Annotated in this window: 15 protein-coding genes; 7 read left to right on the forward strand and 8 right to left on the reverse strand. The window is 66.6% G+C overall.

Features of this window, described 5'->3' with window-relative positions:
• Positions 1–17 precede the first annotated feature (17 nt).
• Together ACN9MV_RS05800 and ACN9MV_RS05805 are read right to left on the reverse strand one after the other, a co-directional pair.
• On the reverse strand, positions 18–1,154 hold the full coding sequence (locus ACN9MV_RS05800) for an NADH:flavin oxidoreductase/NADH oxidase (protein ID WP_426391576.1): 1,137 nt from the start codon (positions 1,152–1,154) through the stop codon (positions 18–20).
• On the reverse strand, positions 1,151–2,134 hold the full coding sequence (locus ACN9MV_RS05805) for a DMT family transporter (protein WP_093048160.1): 984 nt from the start codon (positions 2,132–2,134) through the stop codon (positions 1,151–1,153). The genes ACN9MV_RS05800 and ACN9MV_RS05805 overlap by 4 nt, the downstream gene beginning before the upstream one ends.
• A 137-nt stretch (positions 2,135–2,271) precedes the next feature.
• On the opposite strand from ACN9MV_RS05805, the gene ACN9MV_RS05810 reads away from it, so the two are divergent.
• The 5 genes from ACN9MV_RS05810 to ACN9MV_RS05830 all read left to right on the forward strand — a co-directional run bounded on the left by ACN9MV_RS05810 (position 2,272) and on the right by ACN9MV_RS05830 (position 11,524).
• Positions 2,272–3,150 (forward strand): LysR family transcriptional regulator, encoded by an 879-nt coding sequence (locus ACN9MV_RS05810; RefSeq protein ID WP_426391577.1) that lies wholly within the window; start codon positions 2,272–2,274, stop codon positions 3,148–3,150.
• Positions 3,151–3,587: 437 nt separating this feature from the next.
• Positions 3,588–4,628, forward strand: coding sequence for an OmpA family protein (locus ACN9MV_RS05815; protein ID WP_426391578.1), 1,041 nt, complete (start codon positions 3,588–3,590; stop codon positions 4,626–4,628).
• 153 nt (positions 4,629–4,781) lie between these two features.
• Positions 4,782–9,491: a CapA family protein gene (locus ACN9MV_RS05820; protein ID WP_426391579.1), complete on the forward strand. Its 4,710-nt coding sequence runs from the start codon at positions 4,782–4,784 to the stop codon at positions 9,489–9,491.
• Positions 9,488–10,429 (forward strand): alpha/beta hydrolase family protein, encoded by a 942-nt coding sequence (locus ACN9MV_RS05825; protein WP_426391580.1) that lies wholly within the window; start codon positions 9,488–9,490, stop codon positions 10,427–10,429. Before ACN9MV_RS05820 ends, ACN9MV_RS05825 begins: the two co-directional genes overlap by 4 nt.
• Positions 10,430–10,453: 24 nt before the next feature.
• Positions 10,454–11,524 carry an aldose epimerase family protein gene (locus tag ACN9MV_RS05830; RefSeq protein WP_426391581.1) on the forward strand — a complete coding sequence of 357 codons (1,071 nt, stop codon included), beginning with the start codon at positions 10,454–10,456 and terminating at the stop codon, positions 11,522–11,524.
• A 25-nt stretch (positions 11,525–11,549) separates the two neighbouring features.
• On the opposite strand, the gene ACN9MV_RS05835 is transcribed toward ACN9MV_RS05830, so the two are convergent.
• The 5 genes from ACN9MV_RS05835 to ACN9MV_RS05855 all read right to left on the reverse strand — a co-directional run bounded on the left by ACN9MV_RS05835 (position 11,550) and on the right by ACN9MV_RS05855 (position 18,363).
• Positions 11,550–11,783 (reverse strand): hypothetical protein, encoded by a 234-nt coding sequence (locus ACN9MV_RS05835; RefSeq protein WP_426391583.1) that lies wholly within the window; start codon positions 11,781–11,783, stop codon positions 11,550–11,552.
• 23 nt (positions 11,784–11,806) lie between these two features.
• Positions 11,807–12,763, reverse strand: a complete 957-nt coding sequence (locus ACN9MV_RS05840) for a T6SS immunity protein Tli4 family protein (RefSeq protein WP_426391584.1) — start codon at positions 12,761–12,763, stop codon at positions 11,807–11,809.
• Between the two features lie 37 nt (positions 12,764–12,800).
• Positions 12,801–14,660, reverse strand: coding sequence for an esterase/lipase family protein (locus tag ACN9MV_RS05845; protein ID WP_426391585.1), 1,860 nt, complete (start codon positions 14,658–14,660; stop codon positions 12,801–12,803).
• Positions 14,636–17,224: a type VI secretion system Vgr family protein gene (locus ACN9MV_RS05850; protein WP_426391586.1), complete on the reverse strand. Its 2,589-nt coding sequence runs from the start codon at positions 17,222–17,224 to the stop codon at positions 14,636–14,638. The genes ACN9MV_RS05845 and ACN9MV_RS05850 overlap by 25 nt, the downstream gene beginning before the upstream one ends.
• Positions 17,225–17,424: 200 nt before the next feature.
• Complete coding sequence (locus ACN9MV_RS05855) at positions 17,425–18,363, reverse strand: SMP-30/gluconolactonase/LRE family protein (RefSeq protein ID WP_426391587.1); 939 nt, start codon at positions 18,361–18,363, stop codon at positions 17,425–17,427.
• A 133-nt stretch (positions 18,364–18,496) separates the two neighbouring features.
• Between ACN9MV_RS05855 and ACN9MV_RS05860 the strand changes: the two genes are divergently transcribed.
• Complete coding sequence (locus ACN9MV_RS05860) at positions 18,497–19,270, forward strand: SDR family NAD(P)-dependent oxidoreductase (protein ID WP_093048184.1); 774 nt, start codon at positions 18,497–18,499, stop codon at positions 19,268–19,270.
• Positions 19,271–19,384: 114 nt separating this feature from the next.
• Here ACN9MV_RS05860 and ACN9MV_RS05865 read toward each other — a convergent pair whose 3' ends face one another.
• Positions 19,385–20,344 carry a LysR family transcriptional regulator gene (locus tag ACN9MV_RS05865; protein WP_093048190.1) on the reverse strand — a complete coding sequence of 320 codons (960 nt, stop codon included), beginning with the start codon at positions 20,342–20,344 and terminating at the stop codon, positions 19,385–19,387.
• 146 nt (positions 20,345–20,490) lie between these two features.
• Between ACN9MV_RS05865 and ACN9MV_RS05870 the strand changes: the two genes are divergently transcribed.
• Positions 20,491–21,945, forward strand: coding sequence for an aldehyde dehydrogenase family protein (locus tag ACN9MV_RS05870; protein ID WP_426391588.1), 1,455 nt, complete (start codon positions 20,491–20,493; stop codon positions 21,943–21,945).
• Positions 21,946–21,972: the final 27 nt, after the last annotated feature.

Genomic DNA, 21,972 nt, shown 5'->3' on the forward strand with positions numbered 1-21,972 from the left:
GCGCGGCCTGCAGCCTGCTAGCGCGCCCCGAACGCCGCGTTTTCGAAAAGATCCTTGAACTCGCGCGGCTGCGAGCGCCAGTACTGGTGCGGCGCTTTGACCTGCGCGCCCAGTTCGGCAGCGGCATGCCACGGCCAGCGCGGGTCGTAGAGGATCGCGCGTGCGAGCGACACCGCATTGGCCTGTTCCTTGGCAATGATTTCCTCCGCCTGCCGCGGCTCGGTGATGAGGCCCACGGCAATGACCGGCATGCCGACCTCCGACTTCACGCGCTCGGCAAACGGCACCTGGTAGCCCGCGCCGAGCGCGATGGCCTGCTTCGGCGACACGCCGCCGCTCGATACGTGGATGGCCGCGCAGCCACGCGCTTCGAGCGCCTTGGCGAAAGCGACGGTGCCGTCGAGGTCCCAGCCGCCCGGCACCCAGTCGATGGCCGAGACGCGCACCCACACGGGCTTGTCGGTGGGGAAGACTTCGCGCACCGCATCGAACACCTCGAGCGGAAAGCGCATGCGGTTCTCGAGGCTGCCGCCGTATTCGTCCTCCCGGTGATTGGCCAGCGGCGAGAGGAACTGGTGCAGCAGGTAACCATGCGCCGCGTGGATCTCCAGGCCATCGAGGCCCAGCCGCGCCGCGCGCCGTGCGGCTTCGACGAAGGCGTTGCGGATGCGGGCGAGCCCTGCGGCATCGAGCGCGATGGGCGGGTCTTCGGTGGGCGCATGGGGTACGGCCGAGGGCGCATACGCCTTCCAGCCGCCGGGCTCGTCCGGCCGGATCTGCTTGCCGCCTTCCCACGGTGCACGGCTCGATGCCTTGCGCCCGGCGTGGCCCAGTTGCATCGCGACCTTGATGGGCGAGTGCGCACGCATCGCATGCAGCACGCGCGCCAGGCCCTCTTCATTGGCATCGGAATACAGCCCGAGGTCGCCGGGCGAGATGCGCCCCTCGGCTTCCACCGCCGTCGCTTCAAGGATCAGCAGCCCCGCTCCCGAGAGCGCGAGATGGCCCAGGTGGATCAGGTGCCAGTCGCCCGGCGTGCCATCGACGGCGGAGTACTGGCACATCGGCGCGATGACGATGCGGTTGTCGATCTGCAGGGGGCCGAGCCGCAGGGGCTCGAAGAGACGGGGCTTGCTGATGCTGTCGTTGCTCATGACGATGCGGCTCCACAGGTGCTGTAGTTGCGCGAATTCTGCGGGGTCTTCGCGATCGGTGCCGGGGCCGGCGCGGAAGCCTTGCGGCTCAGGGCGGTATGGATCAGCAGCGCGCCGACCACCATCGCCATGCCCACCGCCTCGTTCACCGTGGGCAGCCTGCCCAGCGCCGCGCTCATCAGCAGCGCCGACACCGGCACGAAGTTGATGAAGGCCGTGCCCGTCACCGCGCCCAGCGTGCGCACGCCGTAGTTGAAAGCCAGCACCGCGATGGCCGAGGACACCAGGCCGACGTACAGCAATGCCTGCCACGACAGCCGCAGGCCTTCCATGCTGGGCGCATGCGTCCAGCCCAGCAGCGTGCCGACCAGAGCCGTGGCCAGCAGCAGCGGCCACGAGGCCAGCACCGTGAGCGCCGTGTACTCGATCACGTCGAGTTCCGGAAAGCGCGCCGCGCCGCGCGTGTACCAGACCCAGCCCAGCGTTCCGACGAAGGCCACCGCGTCGCCGAAGAGCGTCGATTCGCCCGAAGCCCCGGCGCCGAACAGCAGCCCCGACACGATGGCCACGCCGAGCAGCGACAGCGCCGTGGTCAGCAGCGTGGAGCGGCTCGGCCGCACGCCGTCGAGCGCCCAGCGCAGCAGCTGCGTGGTCATGGGCGTGGTCGCCATGATCACCGCGCCGTGCGAGGGCACCGAGTGCGCCAGGCCCGCCAGCAGCATCACGCTGAAGATGCCGAAGCCCGCGAACCCGCGCACCGCCAGCGGCCCGGCATGCTGGCGCAGCTTGCGCCACGGCGCCGCCCCGCGCGGAACGATCAGCAGCACGAACAGCAGTGCGGACATGCTGTAGCGGATGAGCGTGAACCACGCCGGCTCGACGTGGTGCAGCACGCCCTTGCTGACCAGGAACATGCCGCCCCACCCGGAGGTGGCGAGCAGCAGCGCGGCGATGCCGAGCAGGCGTTGGCGATGGGACATGGGGAAGCCTTTTCTTGCAATGAATCAATGCCCCAAGAATCGATGCTGGGGCCCGCAAATGCCATTCGCTTCTTTGGACAGGGGTCTCCAAAAAAGCGAACAGACTGAAGCGGCCGCCAAGCTCACAATCCGCTCCCATGGAGCTCTACCAACTCAAGACCTTCGTCGCCATCGCCAAGGAAGGCAGCCTGACCCGCGCCGCCGAGCGCGTGTTCACCAGCGCACCGGCGGTGAGCGCACAGCTCAAGGCGCTGGAAGACGAGCTCGGCGTGAAGCTGTTCGAACGCACGCCGAAGGGCATGTCGCCCACCGAGGCCGGCCTAAGCCTGCTGGAAGAGGCCGAGCGCACGCTGGCCTCCGCATCGCGCATGCGCTCGGCGGCCGACCAGCTGCGTGGTGCGGCGCAGGGCGTGGTGCGCTTCGGCACCGTGGTCGATCCGGTGGCGCTGCGGCTCGGAGAGGTGCTGGTGAAGCTGGCTGAGCGCCATCCGCAGGTCGCGCTGCAGCTGAAGCAGGGCCTGTCGTACGAAACGCTGTCGGCAGTGCAACGCGGCGATCTCGACTGCGCCTACGTTCTCAGCGACGGCGAGCAGATCGACGGGCTGGAGCTGCATCGCCTCGGCGTGATCGACCTCGTCGTGACCCTGCCGCTGCCGGTGGCCGAAGCGCACCCCGACCTCTCGCTGGACCAGCTTACGAACCTGCCATGGGTGGGCACGCCGCCTTCGTGCATCCTGCGTGTGCACCTCGAAAAACTGTTCGCCGGCGCAGGCCGTGAATACCGCCAGGGCCGCACGGCCGATGGCGAGAGCGCCATCCGCAGCATGGTCGCAAGCGGCATGGGCGCGGGCCTGATGCGGCTCGATCAGGCAGAGCAGGGCGAGCGCAATGGCGAACTCGCGATCTGGAACGGATGGCGTTCGCACACGTGGCTGTGTTGGGTTGCGCCGGCTGAGGGCAAGCGGCTTGTGGCGGTTGATGCTGTGCGCAGTGCGGTGATGGAGGCGTGGGCTTGAAGTGTTGGCGTGGCTCGTTCGGGGCGCGATCACGCCGACGGGGTACCTTGCTCCGCGAATGTCCCCCGGCCTTCGGCCTCCTCCTTTATTTCGCTGCGCAAGGCACCCCATCGACGTGATCGTTGGACGCAGCGTTTGATCCGGCGGCACAACGACTGCGCTCATGTGCGAATGGCATCGGGTGCTCCCCGCAGCGAAATAAAGGAGGAGGCCGCAGGCCGGGGGACATTCGCGGAGGGGAGTACCCGATGCCATTCGCACTCGCCCTGAATGAATGAACACACCCGAAGTCGGTGTTTTGCACCCCCAGTGCCCATTCTTAAAAGCTTCTTCTTAACAGGCATGCCAAACGGCTTATTGCCCGTACAACGAGCCGCCGATACCTTCGAATCGCGCCTCATCCGAGGCGCGATTCGCATGGAAAACGGACAACCACAATGGCTCATTCACTCCCCGCGTTCCGGCCCAACTTCGGCCGGCGCCTGCAACAACTACTGGCGTGTGCCGCGCTGCTCGCGGCCGCCACCGTCACATCGGCCGCCGAGCCCGCCAAAGATCATCCGCTGGTCGGGCGCTACGAAGGCTCGGTGATGGATGCCTTCCAGAGCAAGGACTACGACGAAGTCGGCCTGCTGCGCGAACCGATCCAGAACTGGGGCGACCCCGTGCCCAAGCCGCGCCTGCTGCAGGTCGCGGGCAAAGTCTCGCTCTACTACTACCGCCTGCCCGATGGTCGCTCGCTGCTCGAAGTGCAACGCAACTACGAGGCTGGCCTGAAGGCCAAGGGCTTCCAGACACTGTTCGCGTGCGCCACCACCGACAGCAGCTGCTACAAGAAAGACCCCGACCGCGAAACGCCGTTCACCGACGTCTCGGTGCTTGCCAACACCATCGACACGCCCGAGTGGCCGATGATCGGCCGCGGGCGCCAGTTCGTGAGCAACTATTTCGACAACAGCGGCCGCTACCTGCTCGCGCAATACGACGGCCCCAACGGCAAGGTCTACGCCAGCATCGCGCTCGCCGAAGGCAACAGCCGCGGCAACTTCGCCTTCGTGCGCGTGGTCGAGAGCAAGGCGATGGAGGGCGACAAGATCGTCTTCGTAGATGCCACGGCCATGCAGAAGGGGCTGGCGGAGAACGGCCGCATCAGCCTCTACGGCATTCACTTCGACCTCGACAAGGACAGCATCAAGCCCGACTCGCAGCCCACGCTCGACGAGATCGCCAAGCTGATGCGCAGCAACCCGCAACTGCGCGTGCAGGTGGTGGGCCACACCGACGCGCAGGGCGAAGAGCCGCACAACGCAGACCTCTCGCGCCGGCGCAGCGTGTCGGTGATTGCGGCGCTTGCGAAGACGGGCCTCGATGCGCGGCGCTTCACTTCGCGCGGCGCTGGTTCCAAGGAGCCGGTGGCGCCGAACACCAACGAAGAAGGCCGCGCGAAGAACCGTCGTGTCGAGCTGCTGCGGCTGTAGCCGCGCGGTCAGTCGGCGGTCAGCTGACGGTCGTCAGATCGGGGCCGGCTTGCAGTCGGTTTCCATGGATTGCCGGGATGGCAGGCCACGCTTGGGCCTGTCATCATTCGCGGCTGCATGAATAACGACTCGAAGAATTTTCTTGCCGATCTGTTGAATCGCGCCAGACAAGCCCTGGCGGACCCGGCGGGTGTGCTGCCCGCGGCAACGCCCGCCACCGGAGAAGCAGGGTGCGTGGTGTTCCTTGCCACTGGTGAAGACGACAGCCGGGCCCGCGTGGTCTCGGGGCGCGGCGCCGACATCGACGCCGCATGGCGCGCCGCCGCCGAGAAAGCCAGGCGCACCGGCCAGGCACCACAGCGCCTGCGCGCCGAGGTGGTCGACAAGGTCACGCCCATGAGCTGGGCCGCGCTGAAGACGAAGCTGGCCAAAACCAAGCGCAACTACTTCAACGAAGGCATCGCATTCGACGCGCGCTTCGAGTTCGCGCTGCTCGCGCAGGAAATGCACGGCAGCGCGATCCTCTACAACGGGGACGTGGAGCATGCCGAGCCCAACACCGGCAACCTGCGCCTGCACTGCAAGCGGCGCTTCGGCCGCGAGATCGACTTTCCGACTGACGACGCAGCGCTCGTATGGTGCTTCACCACGCGGGCCGTGTACGTGGATGCGAAGGGCGCATGGCCCATCACCGCTGAAGGCCAGGCGGCCGGATTTCGCGAGCTGCGCGAATGGAATGCGCGGCAAGTCCATGCGCTGGTAGACAACGCCGGCAACTACCTCGCCGAGCAGGTCAAGCCAACGGGCGAGTTCCACTACGGCTGGTTTCCCTGCTTCGACCGCGCCATCCCCACCTACAACACGCTGCGCCACGCCAGCTCCACCTACGCGATGCTGGAAGCGTGGGAGCTCACGCGCAGCGACACGCTCAAGGCCGCCATCGACCGCTCGCTGGCCTTCCTCACCGGCACGCTGATCCGCCCGGCCCATCTGCCGGACGGCACGCGCGCCGCCTACCTGCTGGACATCGGCAGCGAGATCAAGCTCGGCGGCAACGCCGTGTGCCTGCTCGCGCTGGTCAAGTACACCGAGCTCACCGGCGACAGGAAATACCTGCCGCTGCTGGAGCAGCTCGCACTCGGCATCCGCCACATGCAGGATGCGGAGACGGGCAGCTTCGTGCACGTGCTGAATGCGCCCGCGCTCGACGTGAAGGACAGGTTCCGCGTCATCTACTACGACGGCGAGGCCGCCTTCGGTCTGATGCGGCTCTACGGCCTCACGCGCGACGAGCGCTGGCTCGCGGTCGTCGAGAAAGCCTTCGATCATTTCATTGCCGCCGAGCACTGGCGCGCGCACGACCACTGGTTGAGCTACTGCGTCAACGAACTCACGCGTTACCGGCCCGAGACGCGCTACTACCAGTTCGGCCTGCAGAACGTGGCGGGCTATCTCGACTTCGTACTGGAGCGCATCACCACCTTTCCCACGCTGCTCGAACTGATGATGGCCGCGCGCGACATGGTGCTGCGGCTCGAAGCCGATCCCGCATTGCGCCCGCTGCTGGCCGGGCTCGACCGCGACAGGTTCGACCGTGCGCTGGCATACCGCGCGCGCTACCTCGCCAATGGCCACTTCTGGCCCGAGCTGGCGATGTTCTTCCGCAACCCCGCGCGCATTGCCGGCTCGTTCTTCATCAAGCACCACAGCTTTCGCGTGCGCATCGACGACGTGGAGCATTACCTCTCGGGCTATGTGGCGTATCACCGGATGCTGAAGGAGCGCGAGGCACAGCAAGACGCGCGGGCAACAACAGCTACCGGCATCATTGCCTGGGGCGGTGACGTGAATCTCTCGCGCCGCCAGCACTACCGGCTGCACGAACTCGGCGGCGCGAAAAAGATGCTCGGCGACATCGCCGCGCTGCGCGAGGCAGACCTGCGCATCGCGAACCTCGAGTGCGTGGTTGCCACCATCGGCGAGCAGGGCGTCGACAAGGACGAGACGGCTCCCTACTACTACCGCGCCCGCCCCGAAATGCTCGCGGTGCTGACCGAGGCCGGCATCGGCATGGTCACCACCGCCAACAACCACAGCGGCGACTATGGCCCCGATGCGCTCATGGAACAGCAGGGCCTGCTGGACGCCGCGGGCATCGCCCACGCCGGCACCGGCCGTACGCCAGAGGCCGCGTTGCGCCCGGCGTTCCGGCGCGCGGGCGGCGTGCGCGTGGCGCTGTTCTCGCTCGACGCCACGCAGCCCGAATTTGCCGCCACGGCCGAGCGCGCGGGCGCCGCCTGGCTGTCGCTGGACGACCCTGCCGAGTGGACCGCCACGCTCTCGCCGCGCATCGAGGCCGCGCGCCGCGAGGCCGATGTAGTGCTGGTGGCTGTGCACTGGGGCGCCAACCTCGAGACCGAACCCACGCAGGCCGAGATCGAAGTCGGCCACGCCATCGTCGATGCCGGCGCGGACGCGATCCTCGGTACTTCGGCGCATGTGCTGCAGGGCATCGAGATCTATCGCGGCCGGCCGATCCTGCACGACGCCGGCGACCTGCTGTTCGACTCGGTGCGCAACGACTTCGGCGACTCGGGCGTGTTCTCGCTGACGCTGGGTCCGCGCGGTGTCGAGGAGGTGATGTTCACACCCATTGGCGTCGGCTTCGGTTTCTCGCGGCAGCTCGAAGGCGACAAGGCGCAGGCCTTGAGCGAACGCTTTGCGGCGCAATGCCGCGCGCTCGGGACGGAGATGGTCCTGGTGTCTGGCGGCCGTTGCGCGGTGCGACTGTCGCCGCCCGAGCGGCCTGCCTTTCGGCCCGACTCGGCCTCTGCGGCCGCACCAGTCTTCAGCCCGGCGCCTGTCGTGGAGCCGGTACAGACACCACGGCCCGAATGGCTGGTCGACGCCGTGCCCGAAGACGCGCGCATCACGCCACTGCAGATCGGCCCGTTGCGCCTCGTGGGCCTGCGCTGCACGCCGCGGCAGATCGTCGGGCGCCGCATGCTGTGGGTCGAATCTTTCTGGACCGCTGACGAGCCCATCGCAGCCGACCTGCGCTTGTACTTCCGCGCGATGCCGATGCGCAGCACCCGCATGCCGCCCTGGGGCGAGAGCATGGACCACGACCCCTGCGACTGGATGTGGCCTACCAGCCGCTGGGAGCCCGGCCGCATCTACCGCGACCGCTACGGCCTGCGCCCGCCGCGCGGCGGCCTGCTGGAAAGCGACGTACTGCAGCTCGAAGTGAGTGTGCGCGGCGACCTGTCCGAGCTGCCGCCCGCGCGTCGCCTCGCGCTGTGGTGCGGCCTGCGCGTGCCGGACGCTCCTACGCCCTTGCCGGAACGCACAGCGCCAGTGCTCATGGCCGACCGCCCCGGCGCGGGCCCCGATCCCGCGCCCGTGTGGACCGCCGAGCAACTGCAAAAGGCCACGCGCGGCCGATGGCTCGTCGAGCCGCCGCCGGACTGGTTCGCCAACTCGGTGGTGCGCGGCCCGGTCCACATGGAGCTGCTGCCGAAGCCCTCGCTCTTCGTCGCCTCCGACTACCGCACACTGGCCGCGCACGAGAACTACAGCAAGCCGCGCACCGACAACTGGGACCGCCACCTCGAACTGCCCTGCCTGCACTCCGAGCTGGCCGGCGCCGTGGTCGCGCACGCGGTGGACGGGCTTGACCCGGCCTTTCCGCTGCTGCAGGTGGACGATCCCATTGCCGCGATGCTCGCCATAGGCGCCGCCGCGCGGTCGCGCTACAAGGGCTTCGTGGTGGGCGTGACCGGCACGGTCGGCAAGTCGTCCACTATCGCGATGCTGCGCGACCTGCTGCCCGAGCGCGCGCGCGTGCACACCACCATCGACAACTACAACTCGCGCGTCGGCGTGCCTGCCATGCTGGCCAACCTCGGGCCTGATGTGGACGTGTGCATCCTCGAAATGGCGCAAAGCGGACTGTGGATGGACCGCGGCCCTATCTCACTGGTGGCGCGGCCGCACGTGGCACTCATCACCGAGATCGGCCTGTCGCAGACGCGCCAGGCCTCGACGCTGGAGCTCACGGCCGAATACAAGTCGCGCATCTTCCTGGGGCTGGAGCCCGGCGGCGTGGCGATCGTGCCCGATCACATTCCCTGTCTGCCGCAGGTGGTGGCAGCGGCCGCACGCACGGCGGGCGCCGTCTGGGTGGTGGGCACCGGGCCCGACGCGAACGTGCGCATTGTCGACACCCGGCCCGAGCCCGGCGGCGGCTGCCGTGTGCGTATTGCCGTGCCAGGGCGCACGCTGGAGTACCTGTTTCCGGTCGAGAGCGCGGGGCTGGTGCGCAACTCGGCGCTCGCATTCGCGGCCCTGCTGGCCATGGGCTTCGATGGCGAGGCCGCCTGCGCGCGCATGCCGCATGTGCGCCTGCCGGCCTCGGTGATGCAGGTGCGCGCGCTGCACACGCAGGCCGGCGTGCAGGCCACGCTGATCGACGACAGCTGGAACGCCGAAGTCATGTCGATGCATAACGCGATGGAGTTCGTGCGAACCTGGCAGCGCGCGGAGAGCAGCGGCCCGGTGATGCGCAAGATCGGCGTGCTGGGGCGCATCGTCAATCTCGACAACGACGCCGAGGCCATGCACCGCAGCCTGGCCGGGCCGCTGCTGGCATCGGGCATCCAGCACCTCGTGACGCACGGCGAAGAGATGCGCTGGCTGCGCGAGGAAGTGCCCGCCGAACTGCTCGGCCCGCACTTCGACAACGCCGTGCAGCTCGCGAACTACCTCGAAGGCTTCTTGCGCGACGGCGACCTGGTGCTGGTGAAGGGCGACCGCGACCGATCCGACTTCGGTAGCATCCCCGCACTGCTGCAACGGCTATGACTGCATCGAGCCTCTTCCGTCGATATGCGCGCTGCGCCCTCGTTCTGCTCGCGCTGGCGCAGGCCGCCTGCGCGCAGCGCACCGGCCCCGACGTGCCGCGTCCCTTCGCCGCGGCCAACGACGAAGTGCTGCACTGGAACCAGCCCGCCGACCGCGCCAGTTGCCCCGACCGCAACAGCTACCTGTGGGTGCAGACCCCAGAGGGCCCCGCCTGCATCCGCTACTTCGCGAGCGACGACATCGAGGGCGCGCGCATCGCCATCGTGCAGTTCTCGGGCGACCGCGACAGCGTGATGGACCAGGCGCCCACGCGCATTCCCGATAACACCGAAGACCTGCGCACGCTCGATGCGCAGCGCAGCCGCGACCGCGCGGGCGTGCCGTGGATCTTCGTGGCGCGGCCCGGCACGTACGGCTCGTCGGGCGATCACCGCAAGCGCCGCCAGCTGGTGGAGTTCCACGCGCTCGATGCCGCGCTCGACGCACTCATGCAGCGCCACAGGCTGCAGCGCATCGTCATCGTCGGCCACAGCGGCGGTGCCACCGCGGGCGCCGCGCTGCTCACGCTGGGCCGCATGCGCGTGGTCTGCGCGGTGCTGACTTCGGGTGCCTACGGATTGCTGGAGCGCGCGCGCCTGCTGGGCCGCTCCAAAGACGGCCGCACCGACACCACCGGCAGCGCGCAGTTCTATGACCCGCTGGACCACGTGGGTGGCATCGTGCGCGACCCGGCACGGCGTATCGTGCTGATCGGCAACCGCGACGACAGGAACACGCCCTTCGCGCTGCAGGAGCGCTTTGCCGACGCTGTGTCCAAGGCCGGTCATCGCATCGAACTGCGCACGCACGCCGCCGAGCCGCCCGACTACCATGACCTCAAGGACCGCATCGCGCTGCGCACCGCTTCGCAGTGCGCGCGCGAGGCGTTGTTCCCCTAAACAATTCCGGCAGGCAGGAGACACATGAGCAGCAGCATCACATCGCGCGAGTTCGGCCGCATGCCCGACGGCCGCGCCGTCACCGAATACACCCTGGGCAACGGCCGCGGCCTGAGCCTGAGCGCCATCAACCACGGCGGCATCGTCACCGCGCTGCGCGTGCCCGACCGCGATGGGCGCAGCGCGAATATCGTGCTGGGCTTGCCGACGCTCGCCGACTACCTCAAGCCGCATCCGCACTTCGGCACCATCGTCGGACGCTTCGCGAACCGGATCGCGGCGGGGCGCTTCACGCTCGACGGCACGGCGCATCAGCTGGGGCTGAACGATGGCGTCAACTCGCTGCACGGCGGTGCGAAGGGCTTCGGCACGCGCTTCTGGGACATCGTGCCGCTGTCGGCGCAAGAGGCCGGCGACGACATCGCCATCGAGCTGCGCTACACCAGCGCCGACGGCGAAGAAGGCTACCCCGGCGAGGTACAGCTGACAGTGCGCTACACGCTGAGCGCGAGCGCAAACACATGGCGCATCGACTACAGCGCCCTGACCGACAAGCCCACGGTGCTGAACCTGAGCCACCACGACTACTTCAACCTCGCAGGCAGCGGCTCGGTGATGGACCACCGGCTGATGATTCCTGCGAGCCGCTACTGCCCGGTGGATGCGACGCTGATTCCGACTGGCTTGGCCGATGTGGCTTCGACGCCGTTCGACTTTCGCACTACGACCCATATTGGCGAGCGCATCCGCGAAGGCCACGAACAGTTGCTGCTCGCACACGGCTATGACCACAACTGGGTGCTCGACCGCGCGCAGGGCGATCGCGGCCTCGCGCTTGCGGCGCGGCTGGAGCACGAGGCCACGGGCCGCGTCATGGAGGTGCATACCAGCGAGCCCGGGGTGCAGTTCTATTCAGGCAATTTTCTCGACGGAAGCCTCATGGGCAGCGCGGGTGCAAGTCTGCGGCAGGGGGACGGGTTGTGCCTGGAGACGCAGCACTATCCGGATTCACCGAATCAGCCTGGGTTTCCGTCTACGGTGCTGCGGCCGGGGGAGGTGTTTCGCAGTGCGACGGAGCACCGCTTCTTCGCGTGAAGCCATCGCCGCAATCGGAATCACTTTACAGAGCCTTGAGCGGTCCGCGACGGCTGTAAATCGCATGTGCCGTTGGTCGCCACAGCCTGTTGGCCACGAACTCCTCCACATGTGCTGGCCCGGCATGGGTGAGGACCACAGGGCAAAAGGGCAATGCAGCCATGGTCCCTACGGCCTGCAAGGCACGCCGGCGTGAAAGGGTCGAGGCCGCCTTCGGGTCAGACGGAGCGTCACCCGTATTCATGATGTTTTTCGTCATTGATTGATTCCTCCCTGATCTGGTCACTTGATTGCTACCGCATCGGCAGGCGCACCCGGCACCGCCACGCGGAACTTCAAGCCGTCGAGCAGCTTGTCCCACAGCGCGATGGCTTCTTCGTCGTTGAGTGAGGAGGCCGCGGCCGCGCCGATGCGGTCTGCCTGGACCTTGGTGCGCATCGCCACGCTCAGATTGCCGGGGCGCGCGACGCTGCCGCCGTTCTCGCCGATGAACATCCACTCGAAGTCCTGCGTGCCGTCGGGGCGGCGCACCAGCGACTCTTCGCCGTCCCAGCCGTGAATCTTCTTCTTGCCCTCGCGCAAGGTCGTGAGCTTGGGGTATCTGCTGCCAGCCTCGCGCTTGCGGTCGGCGATGAGCTTGAGCAGACCATCGCTGTTGCCGGGGTAGTTGGCGTTGATGGTCTGGTTGCTTTGGACGCTGAAGACCACGTCGGGTAACGACTCCATGTGAAGGCCGACTTGCGTGAGCACGTTGCCTTTGGAGCCATCCAGTTGGCGGAAGCCGAACTCGTGGCAAAGACCTTGTTCGTTGGGCACTTCGTCGGGCTCACGAGCTCGCAAGTTTTTGGCTGTATCGCTGGCGTAATCGAGAATGGACTCCGCCGTTTCGCCATTGTCCGTTCCATCTCCGCCTTTGAAGATGTGCGGTCCAACGATGTAGTAGACGCGCAATCCTTCCAACCCAAGTTTTTTGGCCGTGTCATCCATGTAGGACCGAATCAGCCATGTGCTCGGCGCTGGGCCTTTGCCGAAGTAGTTGATCTCGGCTGTCTTGTGCGCCGCAAGGATTTTTGCCCGATCAGCCTCCATCACCTTCTCGATGTCCTTGGCTTGGTTGGGTAGGGTCGGGAAGTCTCGGCCAAAGGCCAGGCGCGATTCCACAGGTGCAGTCAATACATAGCGCCCGAAGCACAGCAACTTGGTATGTTCGAACAGCCGTTCAATGCGAGGATTGGTCATCAGGTCCTTTCTTTGGTCGTGAATGAGATGAGGCGCTTCAGTCCTTCTTGTCCCACCATGGTGGGTCGAAGTCATTGGCGATGCGCACAATGCCGTACAGCGTTGAGGCACCGGCATCAAGGTTCTTGTAGCTGTCCTGATGGTCGTAGCCGCGCTGGGTGAACTTGACCTTGGCTTTGACTTTGCTCGCGCTACGCTCCACCGGCACCGTGCCGTCGGCCGCTGCAAGGGGTGGCTGGAGCTTCAGCGTAAGTTCCACTCCGTAGCTGCCGCGCACCTTCAGCAGGCCCTTCTTGTTGTCGCCCTTCTCGCCGGGCACCAGCGTCCAGTTGGCCGGGTCGCCTGCCTTCGCCGCGTCGCCATCGACCACACGCCACGACACCTCGTTCCAGGCGCGGTGTTCCGGATCGTTGCCGTAATGGGCGTACGTGCGCTCGTGGAAGGTGTTCTCGATGGCGTTGGCGAATTTCATTGCGTTGATGACTCGCCGCATCGTTGCTTTCGGCCCGATCTGCTCTTTCGTCTTTCCTCCCTCTTGAAGCGGTTTTCCGAGTTGCCTTGCCGGATCAATCCACTCCGGATTGATCAGCCGCCACCACTTCTGCGGTCCGAGCGCATAGATTTCGTCCGCCGCATCGCCCTGCGGCAGCCTGGCCAGAAAGTTGCCGTTCTGATCCTGCACATGCAGCCACTGCATCCCGTAGGCAGCCGTGGGCAGTAGTTCCAGCCCGCCCTGCGCATTGGCCAGCACGGCAGTCACCTTTGCGCCATCGTCCCCGAGCACGCCCTGGATGATGTTGTCCTCGATGCCGCCTCCCTCGAAGCCCGCACGCATGCGCTTGTAGGCCGCCGCCGCGCCGGTCGTGGGCATCACCCCGTGCACGATGCCCAGCACCTTGCTTTTGATGTTTCCGTAGTCCGGATGAATCAGCGCACGCGCCAGGATGCCGCCCATGCTGTGGGTCACGAGGATCACGCCCGGGCAGTGGAAGCCGTTCTCGTTGTAGGTCTGTATGAGCTTTTCGATCTTCGGCGCGAGTGATTTGGCCTCCTCGCCGTTGCTCTTGAGCCAGTTGTAGCCAAAGGCATGCACTGGGTACCAGCAGTTGCCGATCCTCTTGATCTCGGCCTCGGTCAGCGCTGCCGCCCCCGTGGCGCCGAAGGCCGAAGGGTCGCGCATGACCGCGCGTTCGGACCGTACCGGCCCGGGGTGGTTGCCTGCAGGAGTCCAGATCGGAGAGAGCTTTGCGTTTGCGCCGTGGCCTCGCAGCATGTCGTTGAGCTGGTACTCCATGCGTTTGATGATGTCGCCATAGGCCTTGAACATCACCTCGCTCCAGCCGCGCGCGCGGGCCTTCTGCGCGGCCGTGAAGCTCAGCCTGTTGTTCGCCAGCGGATGGTTCGGGTCGGCCTTGGGGTCGTCGATCAGCAGCTTGCCGACGCGACCCAGATCGTCGGGCACGTTGTTGTGGCGCTTGTCGGAGCTGACGGTAGCGTCGCCCGTGGCATCGAAGCGACCGGTGCCGTCGTCGGTGACTTCATAGCGGTCAACTTCCACTTCGTCGGGGTCCAGGCGCATCTGGCGGTCGGCCGGCTCGGCGTTGCGTCGGTTCCAGCCGTCCACGGCATCGTCGGGTCGCCAGGCGATGTTGTCGCTGCGCTTGAGCAATGCCTGTCGCGCCTTGGATAGTCGCAGGTTGCTGCCCATGATGCCGGGGAGGAACACGATGGGGATGAGCTTGCCGGGCGGAACGCGCACGTGCACCTTGCGCTTGTCGGCCACCGGTGTCGTGGCGACGGCCACATCCGCGAAGCCGCCGATGCCGAGGCTGAAATCCAGCCAGATGTCTTTTTCTTCGCCTTGGACAGCCATTATTTCTTCCTCCCCATCCAACATACCCTGTAGATCTCGGGACCATCGGAGCGCTGCAATTGCGTGGTGCCATCGGTGCCGGTAGTTGCACCGGAGGCGTTCGTGTGTGCGCAGGGAAGCCCCGCGGCATCGGACGAAGCCGTGGGATCTGGTGGCGGAGGCGATTCGCCACCGCGAGTGAGCCTGAACACCTGCCTGGCCGCAGCCGTGTTCTTCTCATCGAGGTGATGGAAGACGACTTCCTGATCGAAAGCCGCCTTAGCATCCCGGTTCACCACTTCCGGCGTGCGCCTGGCTGGTCCCATCAGGCTGTGGGTCGCCGCATGCTCGCGCCACAGTCCACTGGTGCCATGCACGATGCCCTGCGCGTTCCAGCGGCTGAAGCTCGAGCCACCGGCGATCAGCACTTCCTCTTTGGCCGTGATCGTGATGCGCTCAGCCTCGAGCTTGATGTTGAGCCTGCCCAGGAGGTTGATGCTGTTGCGCAAAGCTTGAACGTCGATGTCCGCGCTGCCGGCGATCAGGCGGATGCCTGCCCTGCAGGCAAAAAGGCGCACCGCGTCCCTCGCGCTTGCAAGAAGGCTCTTGCCCGCGCTCACGCTGGTATGCGCCCCGCTGGTGAACGCGTTGTGACCCAAGCTCGCAACGTGTGTCGAGCCGTGCGCCGTGGCCTGGATGCCCGCCGGGCTGGCCAGCGTCAGGTGCGGTTGCCGGAATTCGGGGAACTGGCCTTGCTCCGGGTCGACGCCGCTTCCCCTGATGGCGTCGTTCTGTTCCTTCAGTTCCCGGGCCACTTCGTCCTGATCGCCCGAGTCGTGCGCCCTGGCCTCCTGCGCCATCTGGCTCAGGCCTTCGTGCAGGTCGCGCCCTTGCGCGAGCCGCGCCACGGTCTCGAGCATGTCGGTGATGTGGGCCTGTGCGTTCGGGCGCGATTCTGTGGTGACCAGCAGGCCGGCCCTGGCGCGAATGGCGCCGTGCCCGTCGGTGCGCAGCTCGAAGCCCTGGCCCCGGTCGTCCTGGCGGCCGGTGGTGTCTTCGATGCGGCCGATGTGCCCCAGGCTGATGCTGCTGCTCAGGTGGTCGCTCTTGAGCTGGGCCTGTACCTTGCCGCTCGTGTCGTCGAGCGCCAGATGGTTGCCGCGCTCACCGCCGCCGAGTTCGCGGCTGCGGTAGCCGGCCAGATGCTTCTGGTGGGGCAGGGCCCATGCCGGCATCCGGTCGGCGTTGTGCACGCGGCCGATGACGACGGGGTAGTCCGGATCGCCGTTGAGGAAATCGACGATGACTTCCTGACCGATGCGCGGCAGCGCTACTTCGCCGAAGTTCGCGCCGGCCCAGTTCGAAGACACGCGCATCCAGCAACTGGAGTTCTCGTTGTTCTGGCCGATGCGGTCCCAGTGGAACTGCACTTTGATGCGGCCGTACTGGTCGGTCCAGATCTCCTCGCCGGACGGGCCGACCACGACGGCGGTCTGTGGGCCGTGGGTGCGGGGCTTGGTCGTTGTGCGACGGGGCCGCCACGGATTGCTCGTGGGCTGCACGTCGAAGGCGAAACGCTGCACGGAGCCTTCGGAGGCCTTTGCACCTTCTGTGGCCTGAAGATTTTCCTGAAGGTCGTAGCTCACGCCGAGCAGCAGGTATTGCCGGTTCTGAGCGGTGCGGGGATGCTCTGCCAGGCGCATGGTGAAACCCGGCGCAAGGTCGCGCCTGTTGGAGCGGCCACTTGCGCGGCTGCGCTCGCTCAGCTGTTCTTCGTTGCGGATGGCCGCATAGGCTTCACCGTCTGCGAGCCGGGTGTAGCCGCCGGGCCACTCGTACAGCTCGTAGCGGTCGTGGTCGTGGCCGCTTGGCTTCTGCTGCGACTGACTCAGATCGGCCTTGGGGTGCAGGTCGTCGTAGTCGTCGTGGAGGAACCGGCCTGAGCGGACTTCTTCGCAAGCTGCCCATTCGTAGATGCGCTCGCCCGCATCGAAGCCGCCCGTCATGCCGGCTTGTTCATCGACGTGGAAACGGAGCTCTTCGCCACCGGGCAGCGGTCCATGCGAACTGGCGATGTCATCGGCGAAGACCAGCACGTGCTGCCCTTCTTCGTGGCGGAAGAAGTAGTACAGGCCCTCGTGCTCGCAGAGCCGGGAGATGAAGTCAAAGTCGCTCTCTCCGTACTGCACGCAGTAGTCCCAGCGCCGGTAGTCTCGGCTGAGCTTCTGTTCGAGCGGGTAGCCGTAGCGCTCCAGCACGGCCGTGATGATTTCGGGAACGCTCTGGTCCTGGAAGATCCTGAAGTCACTGCGGCGCGTGGCCAGCCACAGCCATGGGCGCAGCTGCATCCTGTAGAAGCAGTGTCGGTCGTCTTCGCGCGAGAGACCGAATCTGGTGACGATGCCGTCGAGGTATCGCACTCCGCCGCGTTCGGTCTTGATGGCAACGCTGGCGGACTTGCCCAGCATCGCATTCGGATCAATTGCGTTGTCGCTGCCCAGCAGGTCGAGATCGAAGCTGTAGAGCTGGCTCAGTGCCTCGCGGCCCGCCAGACGGTGGAATTGAATTGCATCGCTCGCAGGCGTGCGGATGCTTACCCGCCGCTTCATGGCAGCGGGGCGCGCACGTGCGCGCCGTCGAAGTTGGACATTGGGCTCCCTGGATAGTGATCGCCTCTCGTGCCGAGGGCGAAGAACTTGTTTGGGCGGGATTCTGGGAGCCCATGTGCCAACGGCAATGACACCGCATCAGGTGCCTGCGCTTTGCGTGAACTAGTGCGCGATCATTCTTTCGTGCATAGAGAGGTGCTCTAGCCTGCGAACATTGCCGCCGGCACACCCGGGCTGTCGATGCGCACCTTGAACAACCCACCCGCCAGCGGCTCGGCCGCCTGCTGTTCTGCAGTAAGCCCGTTGCGCGCGGTCGTGATGTAGAGCGTGCGCAGGTCGGCATCGCCGAAGGCGCAGTCGGTGACGTGGCTCGCGGGCAGCACGATGCGACACAGCTCGGCTGCGCTCACCGGGTCATGGCAGGTCACGCAGGAGCCGCCCCAGTGCGCGATCCACAACCGGCCGGCCGCGTCTGTGGTCATGCCGTCGGGCAGACCATCGGGCTTCGGAAAGCGGTGCCACACGCGCCGGTTCGACACGGTGCCGGCTTCCATGTCGAAGTCGTAGGCGTAGAGATTGTTCAGCACCGTGTTGTTGAAATACATGGTGCGGCCATCGGCCGACCACGTCGGGCCGTTGGTCACTTCGAAGCCGTCGTCGTGCTTCGTGCAGCGGCCGTCGGCGTCGTAGCGGTAGAGCGCGCCGGTAGGAGCCTTGCAGTCGAAGTCCATGCTGCCGCCCCAGAAGCGGCCGCGGCTGTCGCACTTGCCGTCGTTGAAGCGGTTGCCGGTGCGCTCGGGTTCGGGCTGGTGCAGGTAGTGCGGCTTCGCGCCGGCACCCGGCAGCTGTGTCGTGTCGAAGAGCGCGAAGCCGCGGCGCAGCGTGAGGATCAGGCCCGGTGCCGTCGCGCGCTCGGAGATCGCGGTGATCTCTTCGTCGAACTGCCAGGCCCGTCGTGCACCGTCGGCGGGGCGAAACCAGAACAGGCGCGGCGTGAGGATGTCGATCCAGTAGAGCGCCTGTTCGCGCTGCGACCAGAGCGTGCCCTCGCCGAGCTCGGCGCCAGCGGGCCAGATGCATTCGGGCTCGCCTGCGACCGAAGGCGCGGGCAATGAGGGAAGGGGGCTTGTCTCTTTCATTTGTTCTTTCCTTGTGATGTCTTCTTGACGCGGCGGATCGTATCAAGGCATATTGATAACGGAAATTGAAAATACTGGCATCAACTGATATTCATATTGCAATGTCATGTGATGCGTACCTCGGAGACTTTTCTTGAATTCCCCCCAGCTTTCCATTCATCCCAGCCTGAAGGACCGCACGGTGTTCGTCACCGGTGGCGGCAGCGGCATTGGTGCGGCCATCGTCGCTGCTTTTGCTGCGCAGGGCGCGCGCGTAGCCTTCGTCGATATTGCCGAGGGCGCCAGCGCGGCGCTCGCGCAGCAGATCAAAGAGGCTGGCCACGCGGCGCCATGGTGGCGTGCCTGCGACGTGCGAGACATCGCCGCGCTGCAGAAGGCCATTGCCGACGCGGCCGCCGAACTCGGCGACTTCGCTGTGCTGGTCAACAACGTGGCGAGCGACGACCGCCACACGCTCGAATCGGTCACGCCCGACTACTACGACAACCGCATGGCCATCAACGAGCGGCCCGCGCTGTTCGCGATCCAGTCGGTGGTGCCGGGCATGAAGCGGCTGGGCTTCGGGTCGGTGGTCAACCTGGGCTCGACGGGCTGGCAGACCAAGGGATCGGGCTACCCCTGCTATGCAATTGCCAAGTCGTCGGTGAACGGGCTCACGCGCGGGCTCGCGGTGGACCTGGGCCGCGACCGCATCCGCATCAACACCGTGTCGCCCGGCTGGGTGATGACCGAGCGGCAGGTGAAGCTGTGGCTCGATGAAGAGGGCGAGAAGGCCTTGCAGCGCAACCAGTGCCTGCCCGACAAGCTGATGCCGGAAGACATCGCGCGCATGGTGCTGTTCCTCGCGTCTGACGACGCGAAGATGTGCACGGCGCAAGAGTTCACCGTCGACGCCGGCTGGACGTAATCAGGCACTCCCCCAGGCTTCGCGCACTTCGTGTCGCTTCGCCGACCCCCTCGCCGGGGGCAATGCCAGCGGCCCGGCAAAGCCGGTTCCGCGGCATTCCGCGAATGAATCCGGTCAATCGATTTCGAGTTTGCGTCCGTAGACGCTCATGCTGGCCGTCTTCAGCGCCTTCATCATCACCTTCGCCGCCGGCGACAGCAGCCGGTCGGTGCGCGTGATGATGCCGAAGGCGTCCATGTGGCAGGGCATGTCCAGCGGCAGCAGCGACACGATGCCGTGCGCGGCGTAGTAGCGCGCCACGTCGGTTGCGAGCACGGCCACCATGTCGCTCTGCTGCAGCATGCGCGTGATGAAGAGCAGGGCCGAGCTTTCGATGGTGTTGGTCGGCGGCGCTAGCCCTTCTTCCTGGAACATCAACTCGAAGCGGTGCCGCAGCACGCTGCCCGCAGGCGGCACGATCCAGCCGGCGCTCACCACGTCGCGCAGCGTGAGCCCGCTCACGCCCAGCAGCGGATGGCCGGGGCGCACCAGCGCGCACACGGGCTCTTCGGTCAGCGCCTCGTAGCGCAGCTGCGATTTGTCGTGCTCGGCGAAGAGGCGCGCCACCAGGATGTCGAGCTTGCCTTGCTCCAGCCGTTCGATCAGCACCGGGCTGGTCTCGATTTCCAGCGACACGCGCAGGTCGGGCTGCTCGCGCTTCACCATGGCCACGGCGGGCGGCATCAGCGTGAGGCCCGGCGCGGTGATGGCGCCCACGCTCACCTGGCCGAAGCGGCCGGCCTTGAGCGCGGTGAGTTCGTCGTGCGCCTGGTTCAGGCTCGCTAGCGCGACGCGGGCGTGGCGGATCATGGTCTCGCCGTACCAGGTCGGGCGCATGCCGCGCGGCAGGCGGTCGAACAGCGGCACCTCCAGCACGTCTTCCAGGTCTTTCAGCAGCTTGGAGGCGGCGGGCTGCGTCATGTTGAGCACCTGCGCCGCGCGGTGGATGTTGCCTTCCTCGGCCAGGGCCACGAGCAGCAGCAGTTGCCGGGTCTTGAGCCGGGCGCGGATGAACCAGTGGTTGTAGTTGGTCATGTCGTCTCTTGAAACGAAGGACTGATCGGGTTTTCCAGAATCCGATGATCGATATCCATTTTGCTTAAAAAACGATTGGATTGATATCAAATCTATTCATAGACTCGCAGCACTCCAAAAACAACAGAGACAAGGTCCGCGCCCCAGTGATTCACGGCGAGCTCCATCAGAACGTGCGGCAGTACATCAATGGCCGCTGGGAAACCAGCGCGACCACGGGTGTGAGCGCCAATCCCTCGGACACCAGCGAAGTGGTGGCCGAGTACGCACGCGCCGATCGCCGCCAGGCCGAGGCCGCCATCCGCGCGGCCACCGAGGCCTTTCCCCACTGGAGCCACAGCACGCCGCAGCGGCGCGCCGACGTGCTCGACCGCATCGGCGCCGAGCTGCTCGCACGCAAGGACGACCTGGGCCTGCTGCTGGCGCGCGAAGAGGGCAAGACCCTGCCCGAGGCCGTTGCGGAAGTGGCGCGCGCGGGCCAGGTCTTCAAGTTCTTCGCGGGTGAAGCCCTGCGTGGCGGCGGGGGCGAGAACGTGGCCTCGGTGCGCGCGGGCGTGCAGGTCGACGTCACGCGCGAGCCGGTCGGCGTGGTGGGGCTCATCACGCCGTGGAACTCGCCCTTCGTCATTCCAGCCTGGAAGATCGCGCCCGCGCTGGCCCATGGCAACAGCGTGGTGTTCAAGCCGGCCGAACTGGTGCCGGCCTGCGGCTGGGCGCTGACCGAGATCATCAGCCGCGCGGCCCTGCCGGCCGGTGCCTTCAACCTCGTGATGGGCAGCGGCCGCGAAGTGGGGCAGGCGCTGGTCGACAGCGCGCTGGTCGATGCGCTGAGCTTCACGGGCTCCATGACCAATGGCGAGCGCATCCTGCAGGCCGCTGCAGCGAGGCGCGCCAAGGTGCAGCTGGAGACGGGCGGCAAGAACGCGCTGGTGGTGCTGGCCGATGCCGACCTCGACCGCGCCGTCGATTGCGCGGTGCAGGGCGCGTACTTCTCGGCAGGCCAGCGCTGCACCGCGTCGAGCCGGCTCATCGTCGAAGCGGCGGTGCACGACGCCTTCGTCGCAAAGCTGCGCCAGCGGCTCAAGACACTGAAGATCGGCCACGCGCTGGAGCGCGGCGTCGACATCGGCCCGGTGGCCGACGAAGAACGCCTGGCGCAGAACCTCGCCTGGGTCGACGTGGCGCGCGAAGAAGGCGCCGAGCATGTGTGGGGCGGCGAAGCGCTGGAGCGCGCCACCGTCGGCCACTACATGAGCCCCGCGCTGTTCCTGGCCAAGCCCTCGCACCGCATCGCGCGCGAGGAAATCTTCGGCCCGCTGGCCTGCGTGCTGCGCGCCGACGACTACGACGAAGCGCTCGCGCTGTGCAACGACACGCCCTTTGGCCTGTGCGCGGGCATCTGCACCAATTCGCTGAAGCACGCGATGCATTTCAGGCGCCATGCCGTGGTCGGCATGACGATGGTCAATCTGCCGACCGCGGGGGTGGACTTCCACGTGCCCTTCGGCGGCCGCAAGGGGTCGGGCTACGGGCCGCGCGAACAAGGGCGCCACGCCGCGGAGTTCTACACGACGGTGAAGACCGGCTACATGCTGGCCTGAGCCGCGACGAAAAACGGTTCTCAACAA

It is taken from the genome of Variovorax sp. R-27 (genome assembly GCF_049913215.1).
In the GTDB taxonomy this organism is placed as follows: domain Bacteria; phylum Pseudomonadota; class Gammaproteobacteria; order Burkholderiales; family Burkholderiaceae_C; genus Variovorax.